The organism is Spirosoma oryzae, from assembly GCF_003002825.1.
Lineage (GTDB): Bacteria > Bacteroidota > Bacteroidia > Cytophagales > Spirosomataceae > Spirosoma > Spirosoma oryzae.
The window spans coordinates 1-17,051 of the sequence record NZ_PVTE01000053.1 but is presented as its reverse complement, the minus strand read 5'-3'; the positions used below and the strand labels follow the sequence as shown (position 1 = coordinate 17,051).

Below are 17,051 nucleotides of genomic sequence, written 5' to 3'. Positions count from 1 at the left end.
CAGCGGCCGACCGCCCTTCAGGGGATTTAGGGGTAAAAAAGCTCCTTTGCGAAGTGCTCGGTTTTGAAGGCTCAAAACCCCTACAAGGTTAGCCCCTTTAGGGGGCTGGGGGGTAGATGGACTAGAACTTAACAGCCCCGCCCTTCAGGGGGTTGGGGGACAAATGGGCCAGCACTCGGCAGCCCGGCGTTCACTACACGGGTAAAGCCCCACCGGCCTAACCAGGATGACTGATTTGACCACCTCATTAGGCGAATAAGCCCCCCTCACCTACCTGACAAATGATTAGTTTTGCATAAACCACTTACTGATATACAACCCTCTGACTACTTCAGCCCATGTCCTTACCCGTTACCGCTTCCAGTCTGCTGCTTAGCTTGCTGGTCAGCGCCGGCTTGCTAACCAGCCGATTGGCAACGACACCCCGTTCGCCGGAAACCACCGTTTCTGCCCCCGACACCCTGACCCGACCCGAGGAAAACCGCTTCACCAAAACGGTCCTGTCCAACGACCTCAATGAACCGATGGAACTGGCGGTGGCCCCCGACGGGCGTGTCTTTTTCGTCGAACGGGCGGGTAAGTTTTATCTCTACGACCCGACCCAGAAAAAGACCCGGCTGCTGCACGACTTTCCTGTCAAGGCTGTCGACAAGTATCTCAACGGGATGCTTGGTATGACCATCGACCCGAATTTCAAGGACAACCATTTCCTTTACTTTTTCTACACGGTTCAGCCCGGCAACCAGACGCTGCAGCGCATCGCCCGCTACAAAATCGCCGACGACAACACGCTGGACGTAGCGAGTGAAAAAACCATCATCGAATTTCCCATCGACCTGGAAGTAAGCGCCCACACGGGTGGCTCGATGGCCTGGGATAAGCAGGGGAACCTTTACATCTCGACCGGCGACAATACCGTTCCGTTTGATTCGCAAGGCCACGCGCCGATCGACACGCGGCCCGGTCGCCCGACTTTCGATGCCCAGCGATCGGCCGGTAATACCAACGATCTGCGGGGTAAGATTCTGCGGATACGCGTACACCCCGACGGTTCGTACACGATTCCGGAGGGTAACCTCTTTCCCAAAGGAACCGACCCGTCGGACCGTACCCACACCCGCCCGGAGATTTACGTGATGGGTTGCCGCAACCCCTACCGCATCTCGGTCGATCCGGCAACGTCGATTCTGTACTGGGGTGAAATCGGTCCCGACGGCGGTACTGACAGCCCGCAGGGACCACGTGGTTACGACGAGTTCAATCAGGCGCGGAAGGCCGGTAACTACGGCTGGCCGTACTTCGTCGGCGACAACAAGCCGTATGCGCAGTATGATTTTGCCACCAAAGCCATCGGTCCCCTTTTCGACAGCCTGGCCCCGGTAAACAATTCCCCCGGCAACACGGGCGCGAAGACGCTGCCCCCCGCCCAGCGCGCGATGATCTGGTATCCGTACAACGTGTCGACCGAGTTTCCGCAGTTGGGCGAAGGTGGCCGCTGCGCTATGGGTGGACCTGTTTACCACTTCGATCAGGCCCTGACGTCGAACACGAAGATGCCCGCTTACTACGACAAGGCGCTGTTTGTCTACGACTGGATGCGGAACTGGGTGTTTGCCGTCCGGCTCGACGATAAACAGAACTACGTATCGATGGAGCCGTTCATGCCCAAAACCGGTGATTTCCGCCGGCCGGTCGATCTGGAAGTTGGTCCCGACGGCAGTTTCTACATGCTCGAATACGGCTCGGTCTACGGTATCGACAATGACGACGCCCGGCTGGTACGGATCGACTTCAACGGGGGTAACCGCGCGCCCGTTGCCAAAGCGCAGGCCGTCGACACCATCGGACTGGCCCCGCTGACGGTCGCGTTCACCGGTGACAAAAGCCTCGACTACGATAAAGGTGACCAGCTACGCTACGAATGGCGGTTCGACGGTAAAACCATCGGCGCGACCGACGCGAACCCCAGCTACACGTTCCGCAAAAACGGCATCTACAAAACCGTCCTGACCGTCACCGACAAGGCCGGTATGCGCAGCGTCGACACCGTAACGGTCCGGGTGGGCAACACCGCGCCCCAGGTAGCCATCCGCACGGCGGCCAACAGTACCTTCTTCGGTACCGAATCGACACCGTTGCCCTACACGGTAACGGTCAGCGACAAGGAAGACAAAGCCATCGACCCGAAGCGAGTGAAAGTAGTGCTCAACTACATTCCCAAAGTAAGCAGCGAACCGCAGATGGGGCACCAGCAACTGACGGCGACATACAGTCTGGGGAAATCGCTGATTGCCGGGTCCGACTGTAAAGCCTGCCATCAGGTCAACGCGCCTTCAGTAGGCCCGGCGTTTATGGAGGTAGCCAAACGGTACCGCGACGACAAAACAGCACCCGCCAAACTGGCGAACAAAGTCATCATCGGTGGCGGGGGTGTCTGGGGTGAACACTCCATGAGCGCCCACCCGCAGCTGTCGCGCGAAGAAGCGTCCGAGATGGTCAACTACATTCTATCGCTGACCAACCTACCGGTCGAGAATCGGGTGGCCCCCAGGGGTAAGCTGGCCCTCACCGATCACGTGGGCAAAGCGCAGACGGGCCGCTACGTCCTGACGGCTACGTACACCGACAAAGGCTCGCTCTTGCCCCCGGCGGGCAAACCCCGTACGCAACTGGCGCTGACCCGCACGGATGCGCTGGTGCTGCGACCCAACCGCGTACTGGGTAGCGAAGCCGACCAACTGCATAACATTACTCGGCAGGGCAAGCGCCTGGGGCAGATTCACCATCAGTCGTACTTAGTGCTGAAAAACATCGACCTCAAAGGCATCAATCAGCTGACGTACCGCTATTCGTCGAAAGACAAAGCCGCGACCGTCGAAGTACATACCGACTCGCCGACGGGACCGCTTGTCAGCACGCTGGCGTATCCGGCAACGGGCAAGTGGGATACGTATCAGGAGCGCAGTGCGGCCATTCAGGCACCCGCCGGCAAGCACGACCTGTATTTCGTGTTCGTCAAACCCGACGGCCCCAACAACGATCTGTTCAGTCTGGAATCGATCCGGTTTGATTCGGGGGCAACAGCCGCCCAGGCCGAGAAGCCCAAATCCGTTGGCCGTTAAGGCGGCATGAACCAATTGAGAGGTTAGCCACCCTAGTCCTAGTAGCCAGACTCCGCTACTGATAGTACTCACGAAGGGGCAGTATAATCCGTATGCTGCCCCTTTCTTTATTCCTACCGATCACCCACAACCCCACAGTTCGCATGTATACGTTTCGACTCACCGCTGCCTTTCTGCTCATGGCTACGGTCCTTTTTGCGCAACCCAATCCGAAAAAACAGCCCTGGATTCAGCTCTTCAACGGCAAAGACCTGAACGACTGGACCGTCAAGATCACGAACCACCCGGTTGGCGACAACTACAACAACACGTTCCGGGTGCAAGACGGCAACATCGCTGTCCGCTACGACAAGTACGACGCCTTCGATGAGCAGTACGGCCACATGTTCTACAAAAAACCGTTCTCGGCCTATCTGCTCGTCATCGAGTACCGTTTTGTGGGCGAGCAGGTCAAAGGCGGGCCGGGCTGGGCCATTCGCAACAGTGGTGCCATGCTGCACGGACAGGCCCCTGAAACGATGGGCCTCAAACAGGACTTCCCGATTTCGCTGGAAATGCAACTGCTGGGTGGCGACGGCAAGCACGACCGCCATACGGCCAATCTGTGTACCCCCGGCACCAACGTCGTGATGGACGGTAAACTGTTTACCCCGCACTGCGTCGACTCCCGGTCGAAAACGTACGCGGGCGAGCAGTGGGTCCGCGCGGAAGCCCTCGTCCTGGGCGACTCCCTGATTACGCACATCGTGGAAGGCGACACCGTGCTAACCTATTCGAAGCCCCAGATCGGGGGCGGCAATGTCATCAACTACGACCCGGCGGTCAAAGTCGACGGAAAAGCCCTCAAATCAGGGTATATCTCCCTGCAAAGCGAGAGCGGCCCGGTCGATTTCCGCCGTGTCTCCCTCTTCGACCTCTCCCCCTACATGAACAACCCCAAACAGCTACGAGCCGCGCTGGACTACCTGAAAAAGAGAAAAGAGAAATAATCACCAAGTCGCTTACCAACTGCCAGCCGTCAGAAAGTAAGCGACTTATTTTTTGCCCGTCGTGAGCGCATTCAGATATAAGGTATGCGAGCCGATACGTCAATTCACTGATACATTTAGTAGGAAATACGGCTGACTGACTTTTCAGAACCAAACATGCCTATCACACCAACCGACCTACAACTATGACGATCAAGGCCTTCTCGCTACTGTTTATCGGTCTGGTACCGCTAACAGCAAGCTACGCACAAGTAGCCCTGACGTCGAGTAATCAGACTACTGACTCGGTAACCGCTATACTGGGACAATGGGTTGGTACGTTTGAAGGCGCTTCGTCAGGTAAGTTGGAACTGGCCCTTCAGCAGGATAGCAATACTCGTCAGTTGGGCGGTCAGCTTACCGTTATCATATCCGACGGGGAACGCTATACAACCAAACTCAAGAAAGTAGTCTTCAGCCAGAACCGATTTACCGCTTCGTACACAGAACCGAGTGATGGTTCCGACGTAACGCTGACTGGCGAACTAAAAGGTACTGCACTGACCGGCGAATGGACTGTCAACGATGGTCAAGGCAAAGGCACTTGGCAAGCTATTCATCCGGTTCGATGATGTCCATACTTTCCTAATAGCTATTCTTAATCGCTTGGTTGACACGCATTTCCGCAGGGAGCTTGTCAAGTAAAGTACTACTCGTACTAATGACTTTACTCATTCGCTAAAATCCACATTATAATCTGTAGTAGAACAGGCATAAAAAAAGCACCTAACATTACTGCTAAGTGCTTTTTTGCTCCCGAAGCTGGGGTAAACGACAATATACAACCTACTCTTTACCAAGCGTTTATACAAATATTTGGTATACAATTTATTACACTGCACCTATTACAGCGCAATGCATTTACACTATCTAACTCATAATCAAGTGTTTAATGTGTAACCAACACAATAAAACGTACATAGATATGTATATTGCGAAAATAAATCTAATATCACTATCTCCTCTCATCCAATCGTATTTGGCTGTCTGTGGCTATATATGGATTGGCTAAAAACTTTACAGAATAACTGTTATTGATTTTAAAAATATTTTTTGCTGGTATCTGATCCGCAACTTCTCTTATTACTATGTGAATATTAGTTGAATCCTCTACTAAAATCCATTCTGACAAGTATGTGAATGGAGCCACTCTTCTTTCTAATAAGAAAAATATATTATCTGTAATATCTCCAAACGTACTGTCTTCGCTTACAGACAAGACATGAGTCTTCGTCCCTGTATTAAATTTTATGTTTATGCTAACATCATACATCAAAAGCCTTTTGGCAGAATTAGTTCTAGAAATATTATTATTACTGATTAACTCTATGAACCTATTGTCAAAATGATTTTTAACTTCATTAAGTATCTCCTCTATACCTGGCTGCTTCTCATTCTTTTGCGGCTCAAAAGTTATTTCTGACAAGTTTGAAATTACTCTCTCTAAAATTCCTTTTGTCATATCTTCATCAAACGGAATCCCAAACTTACTAACAAGCTTAGCTGTAAAGTTTCTTAAGGATTCTAAGTCACTTACCTGATAGTATTGATAAACGTTTAACGGTGCCGGTACATCATTACCTTTAATACCTATACATATTGGTATAAGCTCACATTCAGGCAAAGCCTGCGCAATACCACTCTCATAGTATAGCCAAGGCCTATTAATGCTGTTAGGGGTAAGCAGCACTACAACTGCTTTACTTCTAGATATTTTCTCTATAATTTGAGAAAACCATATATCACCCGGCATAAGCCCTCCTGATTCGCGCTTATCGGATGAAAACCAAGGCTGTATTTGGTTTAATGTAATCTTCTGTAACAGATTAGCAATAATTTCAGCTACATTGAAATCTTTGCTGTAGTGACTTATAAAAAAATTATGCGCCATTTACTTACATTGAAAACATTAATTACTTCAAAAAAGGGTTTATCAGACAAAAAATTATTTATCTTGTTTGCTACTAGTTAGCGCATCAAGGGCTTTTTCAAGTATCTGTATAGTTCTATCCTTTTCCTTAAGTCTATCAGCTAGAAAACGATTTTTTTCTTTAGCTACCTTTAATTCATCATTAAGCTTCCCCCAGTCTTGTAGACTTTCTTCTTCTAATTCGCTTACTCGTTTTCTTAATGTATCAACTTGCTTTTCGTATTTTCTACACAGATTAATATAGTACGAAATGTCTTCATTCCCTGACTCAGTGCCTGTTTCGTAACTGAGTATCGACGAAACAGGTATAGCGAATATGTCAGCTAGTTGCTCTAGCCTTTCAATAGTAGCTTGAGTTAGCCCCTTCTCTAATCGAGCATAGTTGCTTTGAGCCATGCCCATTTTTTGGGCAACGTCTTCTTGCTTAAGGCCTTTCTCCGTACGAATTGCCTTTATATTGGCATACACTTGAGACATATATTATCTATACAGATTCTAAATTATAGACTTATTTTAGATATAAGCTTGATTCGTATATGCACTTTAAGTCTATATTTGTCATACAAATAGACTTATATCAGCATGCGAAACGCACAAATGACGCCTATCTCAGACCTAATACAGGAAGTATTACCTGCGAATATGCAATTTAAGCCTACAAAGGAGTTTTATCAAAGTGTAGGTATAAATAAACATCGCTTCTCTAAGATACTAAAAGGGGAGATTCAGCCACAAAGAGATGAGCTTGCATCTCTGTCAAACCACTTCAATATCTCTCCTAACAAGCTAATCTAAACGCATTAGCCCATCAACGCGGCCAGGCGTTGATGGGCTAATTTTTAACTACTCACTTATTGTACTATGTCAAAAGTAAAAACAGACTCGTCAAGTTCAAAGGGAAAACGTATGAAGCGCATGACCGTCTTACTGTATCAACGCGGATCGAACGTTTACCTCAAGCTTTCCCTCAGCGGCAAAAGTCTTGCTTTCTCTACGGGCCTTACCTGTCGGCCTAATGAGCTTGATAGGAAGGAGTTTTCCATCATTGGAAATAACTCGGCTACAATCCTTCTGCAATCACTCCGTGCTGATTTACAGCGAACATACACCGACTTTCTATTAACAAACCGCATACCTGACTTGGCCCTGATAAAGTCAGTTGTTTTGCAAAAGAACAGTGCTGACCCGACCATACCAACACTTGTCGAGTGTTTGAATACCTTTTTTAGAGAAGAGTTTGAAGCGCTGACCGGGATTGACTATGAACCAAAAACGGTTGCAAAGAAGCGTTATATAGTGGAACGTATAACGCAATACGTTACGACTCAACACAATAACCCGCATCTAACATTAGATGCGCTCAAGCTAGCAGACGCCCAAAGCCTAGTCAATTTTTGTAAACGTACGTATGGGCACGGGCACAATCATGCCGTTCTACACGCTGAATTCCTTAAACGGACTTTGAACTACGCTATTTCGAAAGAATGGTTAGACCGAAACCCCTTCGCTTTCTTTCAACCGAGACGCGACCGAAAAGAGGTTATTGCCCTGAAAGAGAACGATATACGAACACTGGAAAACGCGACTTTCGTCGGTCGAGAGTACAACTATGTAAAAGATATATTCCTGTTCTGTTGTTATACTGGTTTAGCGTATATCGATGTAAGTAAGCTATGTGCGTCTCATATAGTAACGGTAGACAACGGTAGTAAACTTATCAAAATTAATCGGGGCAAAAACGGGAACCTCTGTGTGATTCCATTAGTCCTGAAAGCTATACAGATTCTTGAAAAGTACGCTCACAATCCTGATTGCATAGCTCGTAGCAGGTCGCTACCTGTTTATGCAAACCAAGTAATCAATAGGATTTTGAAAGAGATACAGGCTGTTTGCAAGATACCCATCCGGCTAACGACGCATGTTGCCCGCAAAACCTGCGCGTCATACTACATCGCTAACGGTGTTCCACTGACTAGTGTTGCCATAATGCTAGGTCACCGTAAAACCAGCACCACAGAGTCTTATTACACCCAACGTTCGGAAGAAGCAGTTATTCAGCCACATGCGTGAATTTCAGGACAGACAGAACGGCGACGACTCGGTTAGCGAAGCTGTGTAGTTCAAACCCTACTATAGCAAAAGTACAGTTCTCTTCATTTTTCTAACGCAATCCCTCACATGCGGTCAAAATCTGATAACGAGCTTAGCTCGGAAGGGCAACCTATTATCCGTCGTATTCAAGAGTTTCTATTTGATCAGTTTGAATACCGAGTTAACGTAGTGTCAAATCAGCTAGAACGTAAGCGGAAAAGTAGTGTTGACTGGGAGCTAGTCAACATGGCAGATATAGAGTATGAGCTATTTGAAGCCGGTTTTAAAGGTTTCAAAGATCCGTTGCGGGCGTTGTTTGGTTCTAGAATCATCCCCAAATACGATCCTTTCGCTACCTATTTTGAGGGTTTACCTCAATGGAACGATACTCAACCGGACTACATCGATCAACTAGCCGACTATGTACATACCGACGATCAACGATGGAGGAAACTAATGTTCAAGAAATGGATAGTGCGTGCCGTCGGACAAGCCATTGGCCGTATCCCATTCAATAAGCAATGCCTAACACTGGTAGGTAAACAGAATGATGGTAAAACTACGTTCCTAGATTTTCTAATACCTGACGGATTAAGAGCTTACGCCAAAAAGGGCTTTGACTTTGGCAGTAAGGAAGGTAAGTTTTCGCTGATTCAGAATTTTTTCATCAACCTTGATGAGTTGGCTTCATTCGACAAGAAAGAGCTGAACAACGAGTTCAAATCAGTACTCTCAGAAAGCACAGTAAAGTTTCGGCTACTATTTCAAAACATCGAAACACCCTTTGCTCGTCGGGCTAGCTTCGTTGCCAGTACGAACCAATTTGAATTCTTAACTGATGAAACCGGAAACGTCCGTTGGCTACCGTTCGTCGTACGAAACATTCAACATGATGCCGGAGGGCCAAACGGCTACGCGGCTAACGTGTCAATGAACTTAGTGTGGGCGCAAGCTGTGGCCTTGTTAAATAACACTGCCTTTAACTGTAATATGATACCCGATGAGATCAACCAGCAGGAGTTGTTGAACCGTCGCTTTCTTCGTACCACTAGTGAGATGGAAGTCATTGGCAAGTACTACTTACCTAGCGGTAAAGCAGATAATGAAGCTTTATTCTGCACCGCTTCTGACATTGAAGAATATCTACGAGGTAGGGTATCCATTAAGCTGTATCGAAATCAGATCGGCAAAGCTTTGCAGATTATGGGATTCATTCAGGAGACTAATTACAACTCTATAAAGGGTTATTCAGAAAAAGGCTATTTCGTCAAAATGAAGTAATACTACTTACTCGTCTACTCAAATTAGTTTATATAGCTGACTACTAGACATTTACAACCCTTAATTCGAGTTATTAATCCCTTACTCGTTTCTGCTCGTTTCTCGTCAAACCGAGAAACGACAATGTCCTACTTACTCGAATAATTGGTAGTAAGTATTTGACTGTAAGCAATTAACAGATCTGAGTAGACGAGTAATGGTTTTTCACCGCTAAAGAAAAAGAATGAGAACTAAAGCACAGATTGCTCAGCTAAAAGAAATTCCAATCGTCGACTACCTCAAGCAGCAGGGATACCAACCAGTCAAAGCATCGGGAGCCGAGCTTGTCTATTACTCACCTAAGAATATAGAAGCTACACCATCGTTTCTTGTCAATCCACGTAAGAACGTCTTTCACGACTTCAGCGGAGAAGGTGAACAAGGTGATATAATTCGACTAGTGCAGTATCTAACCGGCTGTGGCTTCTTCCGAGCCGTTGAGACGCTTGAAGCATTATCTCCTAATAGCTCCCAACCTTTTTCTTTTAGCGGTGAAGCTATCTCTCAACACGATTCATCGTCAGTTGAAATCGTCAGCGTTCAACCACTACAAAATCGTTCTTTGCTAGCTTACATAGCTAGCAGGCGAATATCGCTGGCACTAGCCCAAACCTATCTAAAAGAAATACACTACCGTGTGAGAGGCAAACAGTACTACGCAATCGGTTTTCGTAACGGTAAAGGTGGCTACGAGCTACGAAGTCAATACTTTAAAGGAAGTACGTCCCCAAAATGGTTTTCACTCGTTCCAGTGCAAAACTCAAGCTTGGTGAACGTCTTTGAAGGTGTCTTTGATTTCCTGTCTTGCTGTGAAATGTTCAATGTCTTGCGACTTAAAAACTCCACACTAATCCTAAACTCTCTCTCCTTCCTACCTGATACTATACCAGCCTTATTGCAATACAATACAATCAACTTGTTTCTGGACAACGACAATGCGGGAAGGAAAACAATAGACCGTCTCAAAGCAGATAGACTAAACGTTCTGGACTGCTCTCACTATTATACGGGCTACAAAGACTTTAACGAATACTTACAAGCTCATCGTTACGCTTAGAATACATTACATAGCTATTTGTAAGCTTCTACAGTGGTTTTACAACGGTTTTCGCTAATTATCAAAGGCTTATCTCAGGCTTAAACAGGATTTTTACAGTCGGTATCTCGTCTATAACGCGTACACAAATGAAGAAAGAAAGCAAAGTTGTAGTGAGCAAGAGTGGAATTCGCAATTACGAATTTGAATCTGTCAAGAAAGACAAAGACGTATCTCATTATGACCAGCACTTCGGTTATTGGTCCGAGCATAAGAAAGGTATGTTTTACAAGAAGAGCTGTTTATACTGCCTAAAAACCTACGAAGGGAAGAGAGCAGATACTGCTTTCTGCTGTCAAAGTTGTCAAAAGGCTCATTTGCGTTTAAGGCGTAAAGGACTTCTATAAATAGAATAGCTATAATTTTGCAATTTCCATTAATACTTGTTCACTATTCAAACAAAACTTTTGGATTAGATACTTATCACATAAGCTTTTCCAAATTTCATATGCTTCTAACAAAGAAACTTTAGCTTCTTCTTTTCTGTCCAATTTCTTATAAGTAAGACCTAGTGCTAAATTAGAAGAAGCTAAATTTTCTAAAAACTCTACAGATTCAATAGCTGAACAAAGTTCCGTCAAATATTTAATTGATAACTTAAAACAGTCTATAGCTTCATCATCTGAATCAATTTGATTATATACTTCCCCTAAAGCTCGATAGGATATAGCTACACCATTTTTAAACTGAACAGAACGATTATTCTTCTCTAATAAAGAAATACACATTTTGTTATAATCTTTAAAATGAGCAACTGCTTGACTCCATTTTTTTTCCTTTTTAGCAAGCGCTCCTAATCGACTATAAACTAACGCAATACCAGTTTTTGAAAATTCAGCATGAGGATTATTTTCATAAATTGAAATAGATATACTCTCAAAAACTTTTAAATATGTCTTTGCTTTTACTACTTCACCAATATCTAAATAAATTCTGAACAAAAAATCTGCTGCTCTGGACAAATTATTAGCTAAATCTTCGTTCTTACTGTTACTTCCATACAACTCTTTTATTATATTATAATAGTTCTCATAATACTCTATAGCGACTGACATGTTACCATAATATTTATTAATGGTAGCTATTTTAGAGTATGCTAAAGCATAACCTAGTTTGAATCTTTCTGAACTAGGATCTATCTTTATAAGTTTTTCAAATGAAACTCTCATTTCTTCAAATGAAGATTCAGCCTTCTCAATCTCGCCCATATCTTGATAAATTACTGCTATATTCTGATTTATAGCGGCAAATTCTTCAAGTAAATGAACATCGCTATCTATATTCTTTTTGTGTATTTTTTCATAATCTTGCAAATGAATCTTTAATGCTTCTTTGAATTTTCCCTCCTGATAAAGAAGCATTCCTTTGTGTTCGTTAAAACGAATTTGGTGATAAAGAGAGTTGTTATATTGACTATTACTATATCCCTTTATTGCTTCTTCATAATTAATCATTGCTGCTTTAAAGTTTCCTTGACTGTGTCTTATAATACCCAAAGAACCAATACAAGATAAATATTCAGAATTATCTTTAAGCTTGTAAAAAATATTTTTTGCTATTATTATGTATTTCGCCGCCCCATCTAAATCCCCTACGCTTTTAAAATAATTACTCAAGTCTACACACAAATGGGCTATTATTTTAGATTTATTATCAATGGCTCGTATTAAATTGACAGATATACTAGCAGTTAAATATAGCTGGGAATGATTTAATTTCTGAAAATTAGCTGGCAGATTGTTTATTAACTTGTCACAATATGCATTAATGTGAAGTTTGTTTTTGTCTAAAATAATTACTTTAATAAGAGGATTTATTTTGAAGCTCTTCGTGTCACTATTGTATTCTATCCATCCTTTATCACTTAAGGATGAGAAGTCATCGTGAAAATCATCAAAATTTGACGGCTGTATTATACTAACTAGTTCCTCGTACCCAATATTTTCCGATGGAAATAAACTTAAATTCGTTAACAATTTATTTTCATTATCGCTTAACTTATTTATATCGTACAAAGCCTTTATAACGTCTTGCGGTTTTGCAGAAGTTAATTCGTCACTACCGTAAGTAGTTTCAACATTCTTTGTTTTTATTTTTAATAAGCCTTTATGTTGAAGATCTTTTACTAAATCCTCAAGTTTATACTCACCTCTATATTTATTTATAACACTTAAGTTTTTGGAAAGTAATTCTATTACCAATGTATTGTATCCTACAGCTACAAATATTTTTTCTATATACAAATAATCTTTCTCTAATACATCTTTATAATGTAACTTGAATAAATTGATTGCGTTTTCAAAGTTCAAACCTTGAACTTTGTATATCTCTAAATCGTATAGTTTATTAATTCTTGTAGTGATAACTACATGAAAGTTAGTTAGAGATTTTAGTAATTTATAATATTTTTTTATTTCTGCTTCATCATCTACATTATCAATTACTAAAAGCGAAATCCCATCTAATGTTGATAAAAATTCGAATAAATTTATCAGATTTGTTTCATCAGATAATGCTGGGTTGTATTCTTTGCTTATTCTTTTGGCAAATGACAACAACGAGCTTTTTAAACTATCGCCTGCATTTATCCAACCAAGATGATTATACTCATCTGTGCTTCCATGCCAATAATGGGATAACAGAGTGGTCTTTCCAATACCCCCTTCTCCATTAACTAGAAGTAATGATTTATTTGGATCAGATAAATCCTCTATTAATCCTTCTATATCGTCAATCCTACCAACTATATTTTTTAATTTAAAAGGTTTTCCAGTAAGAAATTTAGGAATAGGGTTATCATTTACATTTATATCGCCTATGTGGACGTTACCGCCGGCAAATATATTTCCGGTGTTAACGTTCTTACTGTTATCTATATTATTAATGTTTGTCCCCGATAGACACGTTGCCACCAGCCGAAATATTTCCTGTATTGACATTTTTGCTATTAGTGACAGTGTTCTGACTAGTAGTATTTTTTTTATTAATAGATTCAAATATCTCTTTAAGATAATGCCCTTCTTCGGGGTAATCTTCTATTCTTGTCATAATAGCCGCTTCAGCAGCTTTTCTACGAGATGCACTATCTGGCTTTTCCTGTAACTCTTTCAGTACCTCCTTCGGTGTACTGTCCTCTTTTAAAAAAATAGGACGTATCCAATTCACAGAAGCCTCGGTTAAATCGGCTGTGAATTCTTTAAAAGCTTTGTTTTCTTTAATTGTCTTTGCAAGATAGCCCACTACGGCTGCAACTGTTACAGGGTCCATGCTGAAAGTTACAATTATATATACACCTAAAACAAAAACCCCCTAAAATTCATCATTTTAGGGGGTTTGCTCCCGAAGCTGGGCTCGAACCAGCGACCCTCTGATTAACAGTCAGATGCTCTAACCGACTGAGCTATTCGGGAGTGTTGTCGGTTATTGTGGTGCAAAAGTAGTGCGCTGCTGGATTCTGTGCAAGTGTTTGCCGCAAAAAATCTTCACTAAATTCACGCTTTTTGCCACGCCAACCGATATCCGGCTGATTATCAGCGGGGCGTATTGCCTGAGTTTCCCATCGGCGGATTCCCAAATACGTCGCCCCGGTGGCTCGGTACGTTGTTCAGGATAAGCTCCTTGATACGCCGGGCGTCGCTCTTGGTGAAATTGCTGATCACGATCTCGGGCCGGGCACGGGGAATGACGCGCACCGTCGAGAAAAAGACACCGTTGTCGATCTCGACACCCGAGATGTCGGAGTAAAACACGAAGTTGTCGGTTCCCCCGATCAGTTTGCGCACCCGGAAGGTAACGCCCTTGTCATTGAATTCGACCTCGTCGCGCGTGATGGGGTCTTTGAAGCTACTGGAACGGAATTTTTCGTTAGGCATGTCAGTGGTTATCAGTTTTCGGTATACGGTCTACGGTTGCAGCAGATGGCCATCGTCCGGCCACCGTGAACTGAATACCGTATACCGAAAACCTATTTTTTGGGTACGTAAATAACTTTTTTGGTTTCGAAGAAGGGTTCCTCGAAGTAGTCGGAGAGGTCGTAAGCGCGGTAACGGTCAGGTACTTCAGCTAACTCTTCGGTCAGGTCGCCCCCTTTGAGGTAGAGAACCCCATTGGGTCGGTCGTTGTTGCCCGCCTTCACGATTTTGTAGCGTACCCAGCCCAGGAACGGTTTCAGCCGCGTCACGGCCCGGCTCACCACAAAGTCGTAGGTCGTGTCCAACTGCTCGACCCGCGCCTGCTCGGCTTTCACATTCGTCAGCCCCAGCGCGTCGGCTACCCCCTGCACCACCTTGATCTTTTTACCGATGCTGTCGACCAGGTGGAAGTCGGCCATCGGGAACAGGATTGCCAGCGGAATACCGGGAAAGCCGCCCCCCGTGCCTACGTCCAGAATCTCGGTGCCGGGTTTGAACTGAATGATTTTGGCGATACCGAGCGAATGCAGCACGTGCTTCTCGTACAGGGCGTCGATGTCCTGCCGGGAAATGACGTTGATCTGCGCGTTCCACTCGCGGTACAGCCCATCCAGCGCGGCAAACTGTTCTTTCTGCTGCGGGGTCAGGGCCGGGAAATATTTCAGAAGTAAGTCGATGTTCATGCAAATAAGGGCGCTAGCGCCAGTCGTAGGTTTTCTGCCGCCGACGCAGGCCCGTTTTCAGGCCTGCCAGTCCGTAATAGATACCGAGCATCAGGTCCATAGCCGGCATCAGCAGCCAGTGAACGGTATGCCCCAGCCGGTAGCTGACGCGGCCGACGATGGCCCAGAACAGCAGCAGCCGGGCGGCAAACAGGCCCATAGCGCTCCACAAAAGTAGCCATTCGTCCGGCGCAAACGATGGGTCGATCTTCATTTTCACCAGCACGGCCACCCCGGTTACCAGCGCCAGCAGCCAGGTCACCACGTGCGACCCGATCAGCAGGCCCAGCCGGATTTTGTGGCCCGTCCGGTAAAACTTGCCGACGTTCAGGTGTCGCCGTTTCTGAATCCGCCAGTCGGCCCAGGTCCGTTTCGGCTCCGACCACATAAACGTATCGGGGTCAAGGCAGACGGTGGTGTTGCGGCCCGTAGCCACTTCGTTGACGAACAGATCGTCATCGCCCCCCAGCACGTTCATATGCGCGTAGAAGCCCCGGTTGTCGAAGAACGTTTTTGTGCGATACGCCAGGTTACGTCCCACGCCCATGTACGGCCGGCCGGCCAGCGCCAGCGACAGGTACTGCACGGCGGTAAACAGCGTTTCGGACCGAATCAGGAAGTTGAGCAGGCCGGGGTAGCGGGTGTATGGCGAGAAGCCCAGTACGATCGCCTTGGCGGGATCAGTCAGCGGAGTCACCATACGGGCCAGCCATTGATCGGACGCGGGCCGACAGTCGGCGTCGGTGAGCAGCACAGTCGGGTACGTAGCTTTTTTCAGCGCAATGGTCAGCGCGTACTTTTTCGGTGTAATGTGTTCAGGCTCGGTATCGATTCGGATGAATCGGACGTGGGTCAGGTCGGCGATGTCGTTTTCGAGAAACGCCCGGCTCCCATCGGTCGACCGGTCGTCCATGACCAGCACCTCGAAGGTCGGGTAGTGCTGGGCGTCGAGCATAGGCAGCAGTTCGGTCAGGTTGGCGAGTTCGTTACGGGCACAGACGACGATCGTTATACCGCGACGCTGAGCTGACGCGTTTGGTGTGGGATCGGCCGACCGAAAAGCGGTCCGGCTGAAAATAAACAGGATGTACAGGAGCTGAACGGCCAGCACAAGCAGCCAGCCAATCAGTAGCGGAGTAAGCACAGGGTGGATATTGGTTGATTCGTAGGCAGATACGGTTTGGGCGGCAAAGATACGGAATACCCCCCTTGTCATACTGAACGCCAGCCCGTAGTTTTCGCTCTGTTCATCACCCTGCCCCTTGCCCGTACCCGGTCCCATGATCGCCCGACACCGATTCGTCTATGGTTGCCTGTTGCTCAGTGCCCTGCTGCTGGGGCTCGCGTCCCGCCGTTTTTTGGGCGACATTACCTTCGTCAAACTATACGTCGGCGACAGCTTGTGGGCGCTAATGGTCTTCTTCGGCTTCGCAGTTCTATTCCCCCGCTGGCCGACGCGGACAACGGCCGTCGTCGCCCTGCTTTTCTGCTTCGGTATCGAGTTCAGTCAGGTATACCACGCCCCCTGGATCGACGCGATTCGGGCCACAACACTGGGCGGGCTGGTCTTGGGCTTTTCGTTCGTCTGGAGCGACCTGCTTTGTTACAGCGTCGGCATAGCAGTCGGCGTATTCATCGACGGTTGGGTTGTCAGACGGAGATTAGGGTAGATATGGTACGCTTCATTTTGGCTGTTTTCTGATCAGTTCGGCCTTTTACCCCCCGACCCCCTTCAGGGCTAATCTTGTAGGGGTTTTAATTCGGATTGAGTCCATAACCTAGTTTGATGAAATAAAAACGCTCCACTGCCTGACTCAACACCCTGAGACCA

General features: G+C 46.0%; 14 protein-coding genes and 1 tRNA gene. 7 read left to right on the top strand and 8 right to left on the bottom strand.

The window, feature by feature from the left end; genetic code table 11:
* Positions 1 to 338 precede the first annotated feature (338 nt).
* The 3 genes from CLV58_RS27450 to CLV58_RS27440 all read left to right on the top strand — a co-directional run bounded on the left by CLV58_RS27450 (position 339) and on the right by CLV58_RS27440 (position 4,722).
* Positions 339 to 3,122, top strand: coding sequence for a PQQ-dependent sugar dehydrogenase (locus CLV58_RS27450; RefSeq protein WP_106141042.1), 2,784 nt, complete (start codon positions 339 to 341; stop codon positions 3,120 to 3,122).
* Between the two features lie 143 nt (positions 3,123 to 3,265).
* Positions 3,266 to 4,111, top strand: a complete 846-nt coding sequence (locus tag CLV58_RS27445; RefSeq protein ID WP_170108816.1) for a 3-keto-disaccharide hydrolase — start codon at positions 3,266 to 3,268, stop codon at positions 4,109 to 4,111.
* A 185-nt stretch (positions 4,112 to 4,296) separates the two neighbouring features.
* Positions 4,297 to 4,722: a hypothetical protein gene (locus tag CLV58_RS27440; RefSeq protein WP_106141041.1), complete on the top strand. Its 426-nt coding sequence runs from the start codon at positions 4,297 to 4,299 to the stop codon at positions 4,720 to 4,722.
* Positions 4,723 to 5,105: 383 nt separating this feature from the next.
* On the opposite strand, the gene CLV58_RS27435 is transcribed toward CLV58_RS27440, so the two are convergent.
* The gene (locus CLV58_RS27435) at positions 5,106 to 6,041 is read right to left on the bottom strand and encodes a toll/interleukin-1 receptor domain-containing protein (protein WP_106141040.1); all 936 of its coding nucleotides are present in this window, start codon (positions 6,039 to 6,041) and stop codon (positions 5,106 to 5,108) included.
* A 54-nt stretch (positions 6,042 to 6,095) separates the two neighbouring features.
* On the bottom strand, positions 6,096 to 6,557 hold the full coding sequence (locus tag CLV58_RS27430) for a helix-turn-helix domain-containing protein (protein WP_106141039.1): 462 nt from the start codon (positions 6,555 to 6,557) through the stop codon (positions 6,096 to 6,098).
* Between the two features lie 384 nt (positions 6,558 to 6,941).
* Between CLV58_RS27430 and CLV58_RS27420 the strand changes: the two genes are divergently transcribed.
* The 3 genes from CLV58_RS27420 to CLV58_RS27410 all read left to right on the top strand — a co-directional run bounded on the left by CLV58_RS27420 (position 6,942) and on the right by CLV58_RS27410 (position 10,548).
* On the top strand, positions 6,942 to 8,150 hold the full coding sequence (locus CLV58_RS27420) for a tyrosine-type recombinase/integrase (RefSeq protein ID WP_106141037.1): 1,209 nt from the start codon (positions 6,942 to 6,944) through the stop codon (positions 8,148 to 8,150).
* A gap of 108 nt (positions 8,151 to 8,258) precedes the next feature.
* The gene (locus CLV58_RS27415; RefSeq protein WP_106141036.1) at positions 8,259 to 9,452 is read left to right on the top strand and encodes a VapE domain-containing protein; all 1,194 of its coding nucleotides are present in this window, start codon (positions 8,259 to 8,261) and stop codon (positions 9,450 to 9,452) included.
* A gap of 223 nt (positions 9,453 to 9,675) precedes the next feature.
* Entirely contained in the window at positions 9,676 to 10,548 is an 873-nt protein-coding gene (locus CLV58_RS27410) for a toprim domain-containing protein (RefSeq protein ID WP_106141035.1), read from the top strand.
* 395 nt (positions 10,549 to 10,943) lie between these two features.
* Here the strand turns inward: CLV58_RS27410 and CLV58_RS27400 are convergent, their stop codons facing one another.
* The 6 genes from CLV58_RS27400 to CLV58_RS27375 all read right to left on the bottom strand — a co-directional run bounded on the left by CLV58_RS27400 (position 10,944) and on the right by CLV58_RS27375 (position 16,502).
* Positions 10,944 to 13,526, bottom strand: a complete 2,583-nt coding sequence (locus CLV58_RS27400; protein WP_146141567.1) for a tetratricopeptide repeat protein — start codon at positions 13,524 to 13,526, stop codon at positions 10,944 to 10,946.
* A complete protein-coding gene (locus tag CLV58_RS27395; RefSeq protein WP_106141032.1) occupies positions 13,468 to 13,854 on the bottom strand; it encodes a hypothetical protein in 387 nt (128 codons plus the stop codon). The genes CLV58_RS27400 and CLV58_RS27395 overlap by 59 nt, the downstream gene beginning before the upstream one ends.
* A 69-nt stretch (positions 13,855 to 13,923) precedes the next feature.
* Positions 13,924 to 13,997, bottom strand: a tRNA-Asn gene (locus CLV58_RS27390).
* A 120-nt stretch (positions 13,998 to 14,117) separates the two neighbouring features.
* Positions 14,118 to 14,459 carry a hypothetical protein gene (locus CLV58_RS27385; RefSeq protein ID WP_106141031.1) on the bottom strand — a complete coding sequence of 114 codons (342 nt, stop codon included), beginning with the start codon at positions 14,457 to 14,459 and terminating at the stop codon, positions 14,118 to 14,120.
* 92 nt (positions 14,460 to 14,551) lie between these two features.
* Positions 14,552 to 15,181 carry a 16S rRNA (guanine(527)-N(7))-methyltransferase RsmG gene (rsmG, locus tag CLV58_RS27380; protein ID WP_106141030.1) on the bottom strand — a complete coding sequence of 210 codons (630 nt, stop codon included), beginning with the start codon at positions 15,179 to 15,181 and terminating at the stop codon, positions 14,552 to 14,554.
* 13 nt (positions 15,182 to 15,194) lie between these two features.
* Positions 15,195 to 16,502, bottom strand: coding sequence for a glycosyltransferase (locus CLV58_RS27375; protein ID WP_342748966.1), 1,308 nt, complete (start codon positions 16,500 to 16,502; stop codon positions 15,195 to 15,197).
* Between CLV58_RS27375 and CLV58_RS27370 the strand changes: the two genes are divergently transcribed.
* Positions 16,501 to 16,890, top strand: coding sequence for a ribosomal maturation YjgA family protein (locus CLV58_RS27370; protein ID WP_106141029.1), 390 nt, complete (start codon positions 16,501 to 16,503; stop codon positions 16,888 to 16,890). The two genes, CLV58_RS27375 and CLV58_RS27370, sit on opposite strands and share 2 nt — an antisense overlap.
* Positions 16,891 to 17,051 lie beyond the last annotated feature (161 nt).